Origin of the sequence: Burkholderia ubonensis (assembly GCF_001718695.1) — a bacterium.
GTDB classification, from domain to species: Bacteria; Pseudomonadota; Gammaproteobacteria; order Burkholderiales; family Burkholderiaceae; genus Burkholderia; species Burkholderia ubonensis_B.
Genome location: NZ_CP013420.1, coordinates 1,073,222 through 1,088,341 on the forward strand (window position 1 = coordinate 1,073,222; position 15,120 = coordinate 1,088,341).

8 protein-coding genes and 1 pseudogene are annotated in these 15,120 nt (G+C 69.9%); 3 read left to right on the forward strand and 6 right to left on the reverse strand.

The window, feature by feature from the left end:
• Window positions 1-43: 43 nt before the first annotated feature.
• Window positions 44-1,711 (reverse strand): methyl-accepting chemotaxis protein, encoded by a 1,668-nt coding sequence (locus WJ35_RS04915; RefSeq protein ID WP_060233712.1) that lies wholly within the window; start codon window positions 1,709-1,711, stop codon window positions 44-46.
• 414 nt (window positions 1,712-2,125) lie between these two features.
• On the opposite strand from WJ35_RS04915, the gene WJ35_RS04920 reads away from it, so the two are divergent.
• Complete coding sequence (locus WJ35_RS04920; protein ID WP_069238833.1) at window positions 2,126-3,376, forward strand: MFS transporter; 1,251 nt, start codon at window positions 2,126-2,128, stop codon at window positions 3,374-3,376.
• Window positions 3,377-3,454: 78 nt separating this feature from the next.
• Here the strand turns inward: WJ35_RS04920 and WJ35_RS04925 are convergent, their stop codons facing one another.
• Both WJ35_RS04925 and WJ35_RS04930 read right to left on the reverse strand, forming a co-directional pair.
• Window positions 3,455-4,243 carry a 5'-methylthioadenosine/adenosylhomocysteine nucleosidase gene (locus WJ35_RS04925; RefSeq protein ID WP_088580097.1) on the reverse strand — a complete coding sequence of 263 codons (789 nt, stop codon included), beginning with the start codon at window positions 4,241-4,243 and terminating at the stop codon, window positions 3,455-3,457.
• 2 nt (window positions 4,244-4,245) lie between these two features.
• On the reverse strand, window positions 4,246-6,609 hold the full coding sequence (locus WJ35_RS04930; protein ID WP_060233708.1) for a UvrD-helicase domain-containing protein: 2,364 nt from the start codon (window positions 6,607-6,609) through the stop codon (window positions 4,246-4,248).
• Between the two features lie 179 nt (window positions 6,610-6,788).
• Between WJ35_RS04930 and WJ35_RS04935 the strand changes: the two genes are divergently transcribed.
• The gene (locus WJ35_RS04935; protein ID WP_060233706.1) at window positions 6,789-9,656 is read left to right on the forward strand and encodes a valine--tRNA ligase; all 2,868 of its coding nucleotides are present in this window, start codon (window positions 6,789-6,791) and stop codon (window positions 9,654-9,656) included.
• A gap of 83 nt (window positions 9,657-9,739) precedes the next feature.
• Window positions 9,740-10,624, forward strand: coding sequence for a UTP--glucose-1-phosphate uridylyltransferase GalU (gene galU / locus WJ35_RS04940; RefSeq protein ID WP_059816260.1), 885 nt, complete (start codon window positions 9,740-9,742; stop codon window positions 10,622-10,624).
• A gap of 58 nt (window positions 10,625-10,682) precedes the next feature.
• Here the strand turns inward: galU and WJ35_RS04945 are convergent, their stop codons facing one another.
• The 3 genes and pseudogenes from WJ35_RS04945 to WJ35_RS04955 form a co-directional block, all read right to left on the reverse strand.
• Window positions 10,683-11,303: a DUF4136 domain-containing protein gene (locus WJ35_RS04945; protein WP_060233704.1), complete on the reverse strand. Its 621-nt coding sequence runs from the start codon at window positions 11,301-11,303 to the stop codon at window positions 10,683-10,685.
• A 36-nt stretch (window positions 11,304-11,339) separates the two neighbouring features.
• Window positions 11,340-13,729 (reverse strand): annotated as a pseudogene (locus tag WJ35_RS04950) (CHASE2 domain-containing protein).
• A gap of 10 nt (window positions 13,730-13,739) precedes the next feature.
• Window positions 13,740-15,104, reverse strand: a complete 1,365-nt coding sequence (locus WJ35_RS04955) for a FecR domain-containing protein (RefSeq protein WP_060233699.1) — start codon at window positions 15,102-15,104, stop codon at window positions 13,740-13,742.
• Between the last annotated feature and the right edge of the window lie 16 nt (window positions 15,105-15,120).

Below are 15,120 nucleotides of genomic sequence, written 5' to 3' on the forward strand. Positions count from 1 at the left end.
CGCGGCGGCCCGCCGGGCCGCCGCAATACCCTGCCGGCGCGCGTCAGGCGCCGGCAGGCGCCGTGAACCGGAAGCGCCCGACCAGCGCCTTCAGCGCCTGCGCCTGATCGTCGAGCGCGCGCGCCGCGGCAGCCGCCTGCTCGACGAGCGCCGCGTTCTGCTGGGTGCCGGCGTCCATCTGCGTGACCGCGCGGCCGATCTCGTCGATGCCCGCGCTCTGCTCGCTCGACGCGGCCGAGATCTCGCCGATGATGTCGGTCACGCGCTTCACCGCGCGCACCACGTCGCCCATCGTGCGGCCCGCGTCGTGCGCGAGCGCCGCGCCGTTCGCGACGCGCTCGACCGACGCGCCGATCAGCGCGCGGATTTCCTTCGCCGCGGTCGCCGCGCGCTGCGCAAGCGAGCGCACCTCGCCCGCCACCACCGAGAAGCCGCGCCCCTGCTCGCCGGCGCGCGCCGCCTCGACCGCCGCGTTCAGCGCGAGGATATTGGTCTGGAACGCGATGCCCTCGATCACGCCGATGATGTCGCGGATGCTCTTCGCGCTCTCGTCGATCTCGCTCATCGTCGCGACGACCCGGTTGACCACCTCGCCGCCCGCCTCCGCGACCGTCGACGCGTTCTCCGCGAGCGCGCTCGCCTGCCGCGCGTTCTCCGCGTTCTGGCGCACCGTCGACGTCAGCTGCTCCATGCTGGCCGCGGTCTTCTCGAGCGCGACCGCCTGCTGCTCGGTGCGCTGCGACAGGTCGAGGTTGCCCATCGAGATCTCGCCGGACGCGGCCGCGATCGCCTCGGCGCTGACGGCGATCTCGGAGACCGTCGTCGCGAGCCCGGCCTGCATGTCGGACAGCGCGCGGACCATGCTGTCGCGGTCGCGCCTGTCGAGCGCGATCGACTGCGTCAGGTCGCCGCGTGCGATGTCCGCGGCAATCGCCTTCGCGTACGCGGGCTCGCCGCCGAGCTGCGCGACGAGGCGGCGCACGACCCGCTCGGCGATCACGATCGCGAGCACGATCAGCGCGACGGTCGACGCCGCGATCATCGCGAACGACGACGAGAAGATCGTCGACGACGCATCGAGCGTCGCCTTCGATTTCGTGCCGCGCGTCTTCACGAGTTCGGCGACGAGCTTTTCGAGCTTGCCCGTCTCGACGAGCAGCGACACGTCCTGCGTGCCGACCTGCCAGTTCATCTGCGACAGGTCGAGCGGCTGCGCGCGCACCAGCGTGACGAAGTCGCGCAGATGGCCGCTCCAGCCGCCGACCGCCGACGCGAACGCGCGCAGCCGCGCCGAATCGTCCGCGTCCGCCGGGTCCGCGTCGCGCTGCAGCGCGCCGAGCGCCTTGCCGATCGACGCGAGCCCCGCGTCGATCTCGGCGCCGAGCTCGTCACGCTCCTTCGCGGTCGTCGCGGTCAGCAGCATCTTCTGCGCGCGGCTCGCGCGCAGCACTTCGGCCCGCACTTCCTGCGCCGCGCGGCTCGCGACGTGCCCCTGCTCGTAGACCGACGCGATCGAGCCGTTCAGGCGGCTGATCTGCGCGAGCGAAAACACCCCGATCGCGAGCGTGCCGGCCAGCAGCACCGCGAACGCGGCGCGCAGCGTCGCCTTGACGCTCCAGGGTTGGCGCGCACGCCGGGCGGCACGCTTGGCGCCGTCGCTTGGCGCGTCGACAGGAGCGCCCGCCTGCGGACGCAGTGAAGCTGCATTCATCGATAGAGTCCCCATTTTGATCACGCTGCCGGAAAGGTCGGTTCCGGCGGCCGGCGCTCCGGCGTCACCGCGATGGCTGTCGCGCCCGCGCGTCCGCCCCGGCGCGGCTCGTGGCCGGCGTCCGGGGCGGCGCGCCCGTCTGGTTGCTTCGTCGGTTCTACGGCAGCCGGCGGCATTCCTTGAGTCCGGTGAAACGCGCATCCGGCACGACGCAGCCCGACACGGCGCACACCGCCAGCGTTATACCCGGCCAAAAAGGCGCGCGAGCGGCGATGCGCCCCTCAATGTCTGATTTGCGACAAAACTTGGCCGGACATTCACAACGCGCCACATTACACTCGCTTGACGCTGCAACGATCCAAACGCGCCGTCTCGCACCGAGCGCGTCCTGCCACCCCAACCCGCTCAGCTCACATGGAAACCAGCCTCGACACGCGCGCTGCCGGCCAGGCCGCGCCGGCCGCCCCCTTGCCGCACGCGGCGCCTGCCGCCCCCGCGGCCCGCACCGTCTATCCGGTGCTCGGCGCGATCAGCTTCTCGCACCTGCTCAACGACATGATCCAGTCGCTGATCGTCGCGATCTATCCGATGCTCAAGAGCCAGTTCGCGCTGTCGTTCGCGCAGATCGGCCTGATCACGCTGACCTACCAGATCACCGCGTCGCTGCTGCAGCCGCTCATCGGCCTCTACACCGACAAGCGCCCGCAGCCGTACTCGCTGCCGGTCGGCATGGGCTTCACGCTGGCGGGGCTGCTGCTGATGTCGGTCGCGCCGAGCTTCGGCGCGCTGCTGGTCGCCGCGGCGCTCGTCGGCTGCGGGTCGTCGGTGTTCCATCCGGAATCGTCGCGCGTCGCGCGGATGGCGTCGGGCGGCCAGCACGGGCTCGCGCAGTCGGTGTTCCAGGTCGGCGGCAACGCGGGCGCGGCGCTCGGGCCGCTGCTCGCCGCGCTGGTCGTGATCCCGCACGGCCAGCCGAGCATCGCGTGGTTCTCGGCCGCCGCGCTCGTCGCGATGGTCGTGCTCACGCGGATCGGCCACTGGTACAGGAAGCACCCGTCGATGAAGAAGAAAGCGGCGGCCGCCGGCCATCCGACGCTCTCGCGCGGGCGCGTGCTGGCGGCGATCGGCGTGCTGGTGCTGCTCGTGTTCTCGAAGTACTTCTATCTCGCGAGCATCAACAGCTATTTCACGTTCTACCTGATCGACAAGTTCCACCTGTCGGTGCAGGCCGCGCAGTTCCACCTGTTCGTGTTCCTCGCGGCCGTGGCCGCCGGCACGCTGATCGGCGGGCCCATCGGCGACCGCATCGGCCGCAAGTACGTGATCTGGGTGTCGATCCTGGGCGTCACGCCGTTCACGCTGCTGCTGCCGTACGCGAACCTGTTCTGGACGAGCGTGCTGACGGTGATCATCGGGGTCGTGCTCGCGTCCGCGTTCGCCGCGATCATCGTGTACGCGACGGAGCTGATGCCCGGCAAGGTCGGCATGGTCGCGGGGCTGTTCTTCGGCCTCGCGTTCGGGCTCGGCGGCGTCGGCGCGGCGGTGCTCGGCCAGCTCGCCGACGCGACGAGCATCGCGTTCGTCTACAAGGTGTGCTCGTTCCTGCCGCTCATCGGCGTGCTGACGGTGTTCCTGCCGAACCTCGAAGGCAGCCGGCGCGCATAGCAGGCGTGACGTGAAATGCGCGAGGCCGGCGCGCGGCGATGCGCGCCGGCCTCGCGGGAGACCGGGCGACGGCGGCGCTCAGGCCGCCGTCGCCGCGTGCAGCGTCAGGAAACGCTTGAGAATGCCGGACGAATAGCTGCTCGCGATTTCCGACAGGAAATGCGAGAACGACTGGGTCGCGTGATCGTCGGCGGTGTCGGAGATCGTGCGCACGAGCGCGAACGGCACGCCGTGCTCGACGCACACCTGCGCGATCGCCGCCCCTTCCATCTCGACCGCGAGCGCGTCCGGCAGCGCGTCGCGCAGCGCGACGACCTCACGCTCGCTCGACACGAAGCGGTCGCCGCTGATCACGAGCCCGTTGCGCAACTGCGCGCCGGCCAGCCGGAAACGCCCGGCAAGCGCGCCGCCCTCTTCCGCGATGAACTGCGCGCACGCGGCCTTCAGGCGCGCGGACAGTTCGGCGTCGGTATCGAAATGCGTGGCGCCGAGCAGCGGCACCTCGTAGCGCGGGAACAGCGGCGACGCGTCGAGATCGTGCTGAAGCAGCGTATCCGCGACGATGACGTCGCCGACCCGCACCGCCGGGGCCACGCCGCCCGCGACGCCCGTAAACACGACGCCTGCTACGTCGAACACGTGGATCAGCGCGCTGACCGTCGCGGCAGCCGCGACCTTGCCGATCCGCGCGAGCGTGACGACGCACGCCGCGCCGTGCACGGTGCCGACGTGATAGTCGCGGCGGCCGAGCGTGACCGTCTCGACCGCGCCCTCGGCGCGCATCGCGGCGATCAGGTCGCCGAGTTCCTCGGGCAGCGCGGCGAGAATGCCGAGCGGCTTGCCCGGCGACGAAGCCTTGATATCCATGCTCATTCCACCGCCTGCAGTTTCGCGACCGCGAGCGCGAGCCATTTCTCGCCGTGCCGCTTGAATTTCACCTGGGCCTTCGCATCCGCGCCGTTGCCTTCGAGCGCGGTGACGGTGCCTTCGCCGAATTTGGTGTGGAACACCTGCTGGCCGACCCGGAAGCCGGTGTCGGCCGCGCGCTGCTGGTTCGCGAACGCGGGCAGCGGCGCCGACACGGCCGCGTCGACGATCTGCTCGCGCCCGGCGCCCGGCCGCGCGAACCAGTCGCGGCCCCAGCCCGCGTTGTCGCTGCGGCCGCCGCCCCAGCGCGCGCCCGCCTCGACCTTCGGCGTCAGCCACTTCAGCACGTGCTGCGGCAGCTCGTCGAAGAAGCGCGAGCGCACGTTGTAGCGCGTCTGCCCGTGCAGCATCCGGCTCTGCGCGAACGACAGGTAGAGCCGCTCCTTCGCGCGCGTGATCGCGACGTACATCAGGCGGCGCTCCTCCTCGAGGCCGTCGGATTCGAGCACGCTGTTCTCGTGCGGGAACAGCCCCTCCTCGAGGCCGGTGATGAATACCGCCGAGAATTCGAGGCCCTTCGCCGCATGCACCGTCATCAGCTGCACCGCGTCCTGGCCGGCCTGCGCCTGGTTGTCGCCGGCCTCGAGCGACGCGTGCGACAGGAAGCCGGCAAGCGGCGTCATCGTGTCGGGGTTCTGCGCCGGGTCGCCCGGGGCCGCCGGGTCGAGCACGTCGACGACGGCGCCGTCCGGCGCCGCGCCGAGCTCGGGCGCCGCGATCGCGCCCGCGCGCAGCGGGATCGAGCGGGCCGGCGTGTCGAGCCCGTAGCCTTCCTCGCTGACGAACGCGGTCGCCGCGTTGACGAGTTCCTGCAAGTTCTCGAGGCGGTCCTGGCCTTCGCGCTCGCCCTGATAGAAATCGGCGAGGCCGCTCGCGCGCACCACGTATTCGACCGTCTCCGGCAGGCTCATCTGCTGCGTGTCGGCGCGCATCTTCGCGATCAGGTTCGCGAACGCGCCGAGGCTCGTGCCGGCCTTGCCGGTCACGTACGGGATCGCGGCGGCCATCGCGCAGCCGTACAGGCGCGCCGCGTCGGCGAGCTGCTCGATCGAGCGCGCGCCGATGCCGCGCGCCGGGAAGTTCACGACGCGCGCGAACGCGGTGTCGTCGTTCGGGTTGTCGATCAGGCGCAGGTACGCGAGCGCGTGCTTGATTTCCTGCCGCTCGAAGAAGCGCAGGCCGCCGTACACGCGGTACGGGATGCCGGCCGTCATCAGCGTGTGCTCGATCGCGCGCGACTGCGCGTTGCTGCGATACAGGATCGCGACCTCGCTGCGCGCCATCCCGGTATTGATCAGCGAGCGGACCTCCTCGACGATCCAGCCGGCTTCCTGCGAATCCGTCGTCGCCTCGTACACGCGCACGGGCTCGCCGTGGCCGGCGTCGGTGCGCAGGTTCTTGCCGAGGCGGTGTGCGTTGTTCGAGATCAGGTGATTCGCCGCGTCGAGGATGTTGCCGTGCGACCGGTAGTTCTGCTCGAGCTTGATCAGGTTGCGCACGCGGAACTCGTCCTCGAAGTCGCGCATGTTGCCGACGTTCGCGCCACGGAACGCGTAGATCGACTGGTCGTCGTCGCCGACCGCGAAGATCGCGTTCTGGCCGCCCGCGAGCAGCTTGAGCCACGCGTACTGCAGCTTGTTCGTATCCTGGAACTCGTCGACGAGGATGTGCTTGAAGCGCGCCTGGTAATGCGCGCGCAGCGGCGGGTTGTGCGCGAGCAGCTCGTAGCAGCGCAGCAGCAGCTCGGGGAAATCGACGACGCCTTCGCGCTGGCACTGCTGGTCGTACGCCTGGTAGATCTCGACGAACTTGCGGTTGAAGCTGTCGGTCGCGTCGACCTTGTCGGGCCTCAGCCCCTGCTCCTTCGCGTTGTTGATGAAGTACTGGACGTTCTTCGGCGGATATTTCTCGTCGTCGATGTTCGCGCCCTTCATCAGCCGCTTGATCGCGGACAGCTGGTCGGACGTGTCGAGGATCTGGAAGGTCTGCGGCAGGCCCGCGTCGCGGTAGTGCGCGCGCAGCATCCGGTTGCACAGGCCGTGGAACGTGCCGATCCACATCCCGCGCGTATCGATCGGCATCATCGCCGACAGGCGCGCCATCATCTCGCGCGCGGCCTTGTTCGTGAAGGTGACGGCGAGCACGGTCGCGGGCGACGCGTAGCCCTGCTGGATCAGCCATGCGATCCGCGTGATCAGCACCCGCGTCTTGCCGCTGCCCGCCCCCGCGAGGATCAGCGCCGGTTCGTTCGGCAACGTGACGGCCGCATGTTGTTCAGGGTTGAGATTCGCGAGCAGATCGGGCATGGAGTGGCAACGGGCGTGCGGTGGAACGTAGGCCCGCCATTATAAATCCGCCGTGCGACTTGCCGGGATCGGCGCTGCGCGCCCCGTCGGCGCGCCCGGCGGTGACCGGCCGATGCGCAACCATTTATAATTCACGGTTTACGTATCCAATTCACGCATTTTTCAGCAGATTTCCGACCATGAGCGACAGCACGCTGGCGAAGAGTTTCGAGCCCCACACCATCGAGGCCCAATGGGGGCCGGAGTGGGAAAAACGCGGCTACGCCGCCCCGGCGTTCGATCCGGGCCGGCCCGATTTCGCGATCCAGCTGCCGCCGCCGAACGTCACGGGCACGCTGCACATGGGGCACGCGTTCAACCAGACGATCATGGACGGCCTCGCCCGCTACCACCGGATGCTCGGCGAGAACACGCTGTGGGTGCCGGGCACCGACCACGCGGGAATCGCAACCCAGATCGTCGTCGAGCGCCAGCTCGACGCGCAGGGCGTGTCGCGCCACGACCTCGGCCGCGAGCAGTTCGTCGAGCGCGTGTGGGAATGGAAGCAGCAGTCCGGCTCGACGATCACCGGCCAGGTGCGCCGCCTCGGCGCATCGACCGACTGGTCGCGCGAATACTTCACGATGGACGACAAGATGTCGGCCGCCGTGCGCGACGTGTTCGTCACGCTCTATGAACAGGGCCTGATCTACCGCGGCAAGCGCCTCGTCAACTGGGACCCGGTGCTGCTGACCGCGGTGTCCGACCTCGAAGTCGCGAGCGAGGAAGAGAACGGCCACCTGTGGCACATCCGCTACCCGCTCGTCGACGGCTCGGGCACGCTGACCGTCGCGACCACCCGCCCCGAGACGATGCTCGGCGACGTCGCGCTGATGGTCCATCCGGAAGACGAGCGCTACAAGCACCTGATCGGCCGGCTCGTGAAGCTGCCGCTGACCGACCGCGAGATCCCGGTGATCGCCGACGACTACGTCGATCGCGAATTCGGCACCGGCGTCGTGAAGGTCACGCCGGCGCACGACTTCAACGACTACCAGGTCGGCCTGCGCCACCACCTCGCGCCGATCGAGATCCTGACGCTCGACGCGAAGATCAACGACAACGGCCCCGAGCAATACCGCGGCCTCGACCGCTTCGACGCGCGCAAGGCGATCGTCGCCGACCTCGACGCGCAGGGCTTCCTCGAATCCGTGAAGCCGCACAAGCTGATGGTGCCGCGCGGCGACCGCACGGGCGTCGTGATCGAGCCGATGCTGACCGACCAGTGGTTCGTCGCGATGACGAAGCCGGCGCCGGAAGGCACGTTCACCCCCGGCAAGTCGATCACCGAGACGTCGCTCGACGTCGTGCGCAACGGCCAGATCAAGTTCGTCCCGGAAAACTGGACGACCACCTACTACCAGTGGCTCGAGAACATCCAGGACTGGTGCATCTCGCGCCAGCTGTGGTGGGGCCACCAGATCCCCGCGTGGTACGGCGAGAACGGCGAGGTGTTCGTCGCGCGCAGCGAGGAAGACGCGCGCGCGCAGGCCGCCGCGAAGGGCTACACGGGCGCGCTGAAGCGCGACGACGACGTGCTCGACACGTGGTTCTCGTCGGCGCTCGTGCCGTTCTCGTCGCTCGGCTGGCCGAACGAAACGCCTGAACTGAAGCACTTCCTGCCGTCGTCGGTGCTCGTCACCGGCTTCGACATCATCTTCTTCTGGGTCGCCCGGATGGTGATGATGACGACCCACTTCACGGGCAAGGTGCCGTTCCACACCGTGTACGTGCACGGCCTCGTGCGCGACTCGGAAGGCCAGAAGATGTCGAAGAGCAAGGGCAACACGCTCGACCCGATCGACATCGTCGACGGCATCGACCTCGAGTCGCTGGTCGCGAAGCGCACGACCGGCCTGATGAACCCGAAGCAGGCCGCGACGATCGAGAAGAAGACGCGCAAGGAATTCCCGGACGGCATCGCCGCGTTCGGCACCGATGCGCTGCGCTTCACGATGGCGTCGATGGCGACGCTCGGCCGCAACGTGAACTTCGACCTCGCGCGCTGCGAAGGCTACCGCAACTTCTGCAACAAGCTGTGGAACGCGACGCGCTTCGTGCTGATGAACTGCGAAGGCCACGACTGCGGGCTCGACAAGCCGGAAGCCTGCGGCGCGGGCGACTGCGGCCCGGGCGGCTATCTCGACTTCTCGGCGGCCGACCGCTGGATCGTGTCGCTGCTGCAGCGCACCGAGGCCGATATCGCGAAGGGCTTCGCCGACTACCGCTTCGACAACGTCGCGAACAGCATCTACAAGTTCGTGTGGGACGAGTATTGCGACTGGTATCTCGAGCTCGCGAAGGTGCAGATCCAGAACGGCACGCCCGAGCAGCAGCGCGCGACGCGCCGCACGCTGCTGCGCGTGCTGGAAACGGTGCTGCGCCTCGCGCACCCGATCATCCCGTTCATCACCGAGGCGCTCTGGCAGAAGGTCGCGCCGCTCGCGGGCCGCTATCCGCAAGGCAAGGCCGAGGGCGAAGCGTCGCTGATGACGCAGGCCTACCCGCTCGCCGATCTCGAGAAGATCGACGAGGCGTCCGAGCAATGGGCGGCCGACCTGAAGGCGATCATCGACGCGTGCCGCAACCTGCGCGGCGAGATGAACCTGTCGCCGGCGACCAAGGTGCCGCTGCTCGCGGCGGGCGAAGCCGAGCGCCTGCGCGGATTCGCGCCGTACGTGCAGGCGCTCGCCCGCCTGTCCGACGTGCAGATCCTCGCGGACGAAGCCGCGCTCGACCGGCAAGCGCACGGCGCGCCGATCGCGATCGTCGGCCAGAACAAGCTGGTGCTGAAGGTGGAAATCGACGTCGCGGCGGAACGCGAGCGCCTGTCGAAGGAAGTCGCGCGCCTGACGGGCGAGATCACGAAGTGCAATGCGAAGCTCGGCAACGAGGCGTTCGTCGCGAAAGCGCCGCCCGCGGTCGTCGAGCAGGAGCAGAAGCGCCTCGCCGAATTCCAGACTACGCTCGAGAAACTGCGCGCGCAGCTCGAACGGTTGCCTGCGTAACAATCCGTAAGGCTGTTTGCGCTCACTATAATGCGGGCGCGAACATAACCCGCAGTGTCGATTACAGGAACAAGGGTCCGATCATGTTGAAAGTCACCAAGGCAGTATTCCCGGTCGCCGGCCTCGGAACACGCTTCCTGCCCGCGACGAAGGCCAGCCCGAAGGAGATGCTGCCCGTCGTCGACAAGCCGTTGATCCAGTACGCGGTCGAGGAAGCGATCGCCGCCGGCATCACGGAAATGATCTTCGTCACCGGCCGCAGCAAGCGCGCGATCGAGGACCATTTCGACAAGTCATACGAAATCGAAGCGGAACTCGAGGCGCGCGGCAAGGAGAAGCTGCTCGACCTGGTGCGCAGCATCAAGCCGAGCCACGTCGACTGCTTCTACGTGCGCCAGCCGGAAGCGCTCGGCCTCGGCCACGCGGTGCTGTGCGCGGAGAAGCTCGTCGCGGACAACCCGTTCGCGGTGATCCTCGCCGACGACCTGCTCGACGGCAACCCGCCCGTGATGAAGCAGATGGTCGACGTGTTCGACCACTACCACAGCTCGGTGATCGGCGTCGAAGAGATCCCGCCGTCGGAGACGAAGTCGTACGGCATCGTCGACGGCAAGGAATGGGAGGAGTCGATCATCAAGATGTCGGCGATCGTCGAGAAGCCGGCGCCGGAAGTCGCGCCGTCGAACCTCGGCGTGGTCGGCCGCTACATCCTGAAGCCGCGGATCTTCGAGCACCTGCGCGCGCTGAAGCCGGGCGCGGGCGGCGAGCTGCAGCTGACCGACGCGATCGAGGCGCTGCTCGCCGACGAGCAGGTGCTGGCGTACAAGTACCAGGGCACCCGCTACGACTGCGGCAGCAAGCTCGGCTACCTGAAGGCGACCGTCGAATTCGCGCTGCGCCACCCGGAAGTCGGCGCGGAATTCGACGAGTACCTGCGCACGCGCGGCGTGACGCAGCCCGCCGCGTAACGGCGGCACGGGCCCGCGGCGCCGCGGGCCCCGCAACCCGGCACGGCTGCCGGCGCGTTCAGCGCGCGGCAGCCGGCTTCACCGAGACGACGCCCGGCATGCCGCCCGCGTCGTCTTTTTTCGTTTTCGTCTCGACGAGCCAGCCCCCGCCCGCTTCGAACGGCAGCTTCGCGAGCGCGCTCGTGACGAGCGCCGGCGCGGCGCGCTGCGTGCCCGGCTCGCGATCGCGCAGCGCGGCCGACACGCGATAGACGTCCGCGCCCGACTTCGCGTCGACGAACCGCAGCGTCAGCACGTGCCGATAGACCTTGCCGGCGAGCGGCAGCCCGAACGGCGCCGGCCCGTCGACCGCGACGCACGCGCTGCTCGCGCCGCCGCACCGCTCGGCCGTGGCCGCGACCGCCGCAGGCTGCGTCGCATAGGCGATCGACAGCCGGTAGCGCGCGTCCTTGAGCGGCTGCGCATCGAAGCCGCGCCGCGCGAGCTCGTCGTGCACGAGCGCTTCGATCTGCCGGTATTGCTCGTCGCCCGCCTGCGCGTCGGTGCGCACGAAGCCGTAGCCGTGCGCGCCCGACGCGAATGCGTCCGGCTGCCCGACCGCGCTCACGCCGGTGGTCACGCCGGCGCAACCCGTCAACAGCGCCGCCGCCAGCGCGGCCGCCGCCCATTCGTGTTTCATGACATTCCCCATTGCTTGCCGCCGCGCCCGGCCCTGTCAGGCGGACGGCTCGTCGATCATGGGCAGCGCCACCGTCACCGCGGTGCCGACGCCCACTTCGCTTTCGACCGTCACGTTGCCGCCATGGCGCGTGACGACCGTCTTCACGAATGCCATGCCGAGCCCGGAACCCGAAATCTCGGGCCGCTCGCCGGCATGGAACCGCTTGAAACGTTCGAACAGATGCCGCTGGTCTTCCGGCGCAATGCCGTATCCCTGATCGCGAATCGTACAGAACATCCGCTTCGACGCGTGCCCGATCGACAGCGTACACGCGATCACGGTATCCGTCGGACTGTACTTGACCGCGTTGTTCAGCAGGTTGACGAACGCGCGCGTGATCAGCGAACGGTCCGCGCGCACCCAGCACATCTCGCCGCCGATGTCCGTGTCGATGCGGATGCGCTTGGCCTGTGCCTGCGGCCACACCTCGTCGCTCGCGTCGATCAGCACGTCGACGAAGCTCGTCGCCTCGAACTGGTACGCCTGCGATTCCGCGCGCGCGAGCTGCACGAACTCGTCGGCGAGCGACAGCGCGCGGTGCGCATAGCGCTCGATCCGCGCGAGCAGCCGGCGCACGTCGTCGGACTCGACGCGTTGCCGCTCGATCTCGACGAGCGCGAGGATCGACGACTGCGGCGAGCGCATGTCGTGCGACAGCAGGTGCAGCGCTTCCTCGCGCTGGCGCTCGGCCGCATGCAGCTCGGTCACGTCGACGAGGCCGGCGATCCAGCCGGTCACGCGCCCCTGCGCGTTCGTGCACGGCGCGTAGCGTAGCAGATGATCGAGGCCGTCCCGATCGCGCACCTCGATGCCCCGCTCCATCGCGTCGTTGTCGGCCTCGAGCGTCGGGTCGAGCGCGGCCGGCCAGCGCCGGCTGATCGCGGCGTCGTGCTCGGCGTTGCCGTCGACCGTCTTCACGAACGCCAGCTCGCCGAGCGCGGCGCGCAGCGGCCGCCCCTCCGGCAGCGGCAGCGCGAGCCGCGCCCCGTAGCGCTTCGCCGCGTGATTCGCGATCAGCACGGTGCCGGCCAGGTCGGTGACGAAGATCGGCTCGGGCATGCTGTCGAGGCTGTCCCATACGAAGCGCTTCATGTCCTGCACGCGCTGCGCGGCCTGCGCCATCAGCGCCATCTGCCGCTCCAGCACGTCGCCGCCGACGCTCTGCGCTTGCGCGGCGCCTCCGGCAGCAGGTGCGGTTCGTCGGCCAGCCGCTGCAGCTCGCGGCGCAGGTACGCCATCGTCATCTCGAGCCGCCGCCAGTTCCAGATCGGATACACGGCGATCAGCCCGAAGATCGCCGGCGCGGGCGACAGCCAGAGCCGCCCTTCGTACAGCAGCGCCGCGCTCACGATGACGGCCAGCCCCGCGAGACTCAGCGTCAGCAGCAGCGCGCGCCACGGCGACAGCATCAGGAAGCCGGCCAGCAGCACCGCGAGCGGCAGCAGCGACGCGGCGAACAGGCCCGCGCGCGACACCGGCGAGATCGCCCGGCCGGTCGTCAGCATGTCGAGCACGCCGGCATGGATATAGACCCCCGCGAGCGGCCCGAAGTCGCCGGACACCGGCGTCGCGAAACGGTCGTACAGGCCCGACGCGGTCACGCCGACGACGACGATCTTGCCGCGCAGCGCGGCGGCTTTCACGCGGCCGTCAAGCACGTCGTCGAACGACAGCGTCGGATACGCGGGCGTGTTGCGGCTGAACGGGATCAGGTAGCGGCCTTCGTCCGCCGCGTCGCGCGCGAGGTCGTGCACGTTCGCGCCGCGTGCGCCGCCGAGCGGCGGCAGGCGGCCGGCCCGGATCGCGCCGTACACGGGCACCATCAGCTGCGGCCAGCGCGTGCGGCCGTCGCTTTCGAACAGCGCGACGCTGCGCACGATGCCGTCTGGATCGACTTCGAGATTGATGTGGCCGAGGCCTGCGGCGCGCGCCGCGAGCGCCGGCACCGGCGGATCGACGGTGCGCGTGCCGTCCGCGCGCTCGGGGCTCAGCAGGATCGGCAGGAAGGTCGGCACCCGGCCGAGCCCGTCGGCGAACGCGTGATCGTCCGCCGACGGCTCCGTGAACAGCACGTCGTAAACCACGGCGGCCGGCTTCGCGCGCGCGAGCGCGTCGAGCAGCCGCGCATGCACGTCGCGCGGCCATGGCCAGCGGCCGAGCGCCGCGACGCTCTGGTTGTCGATGTCGACCACCACGATGTCGGGCGACAGCGGCAGGCTGCGCAGCATCAGCAGGCGGTCGTAAATCAGGCCGTCGACGCTCGTCGACGCGCGCCCGAGCGCGCACGCGAGGATCACCGCGATGCCGAGGCAGCCGATCGCGATCCATTCGATGAGGAAGCGGCGGCCAAGCCGCCGCCGCGGGGAAACGGAGTCGGGTTTCATGCGCCGCGGGTCAGCGCGACAGCGTGAACGCGGCGACCGGACTCGTCTTCTCGTAGAAGCGGCCTCCGTCGAATTCCTCGACGATCACTGCCCAGAAATACTCGCCGGGCGGCAGGTGCGCGACGGTGATCTGCCGCGCCCGCAGGCCGACCTCGTCGACGACCGGCGCGCTCAGGTCCTTCGACCTCGACAGCACGAACCGGTAGCGCGCATTCGCGGCCGCGCCGTTCGACGACCAGCGGAACTCGTAGCCGCCGGGGCCGGGCGTCGCGGTCGCGTCGAGCCCCATCAGGCGCCGCTCGAACGCGTAGGTGCGCGGCCGCCCTTCGAGACCGTTCTCGTCGATCGCCGCGATCCGCACGAAATACGTGCCGTTCGGCACGTTGCGGAACACCGCGCGCGGCGTATCCGTGCGGGTCTGGCTGAACAGGTCGAGCAGCCCGGCGTCGCGCGCCAGCTGCACGTGATACGCGCGGGCGCGGTCGAGCGGCGCGATCTCGAACGCGACGTCGGGCTCGTCCTGCACCTTGGCCGGCGCCGCGAGCGCCGGCGCGGGCAGCAGCTGGACCGGGGCGCCGATCGCGCCCGACGATGTCGCGACGCTGCCGTAGTTCGCTGGCACGAGCGTCGCGTCGGCCGGACGCTGGCTGCGCGCGACGCCCACCGCGCCGTCGAGCACCTCGACACGCGTCGTCGCGTTGCCGGCGGCGTCGTAGTTGACCCGGAAGCGCGTGCCGCGCACGCCGGCCACGACCGACGGCGAGCGGATCTGGAAGCGGTCGTCGCGCTTCTTCAGGTGGGTAACTTCGCTGTCGACGGTTCCGCGCGTCAGCTCGAACTCGCGGTCGAGGGTGCCCGTCAGCACGGTGCGGCGCAGCGTCTTCAGGTCGAGCTGGCTGTCGGGCGGCAGGCTCAGGTGCGTGCCGTCGGCGAGCTCGAGCGTCACGAAGCCGTTCGCGCCGGTGCGCACGCGGTCGCCTTCGGTCAGCGTCGCATCGACCGCAAGCGGCGCGAACGCCTCGCCGGACACGCGCTCGGCGCCCCCCCGCACCGCGACGACGCGGGCGGACAGCTTCTCCTTGCGCAGCCGCGCGACCGGCAGCTTCAGCGCGAGGCCGGGCTGCAGGCGCTTCGGCGCAGGCACGCCGTTCATCTGCGCGAGCACCTGCCAGTCGTCCGGACCCTGCAGGTAGCGCTCGGCGACGTCATACAGCGTGTCGCCTGCGCGCGTCGTATAGACGACCGTCTTGCCGGCCGCGCGGGGCCGCGACTGCGCGGCCGCCGGCTGGGCCGCGACGGCCGCCGCGAGCAGGCACGCCGCACCGAGGGCCGCGGCGCGCAAACGCGCCGCGCGCAGGCTCGACGCGCCTGACATGCGTTGGGCGCTCCCC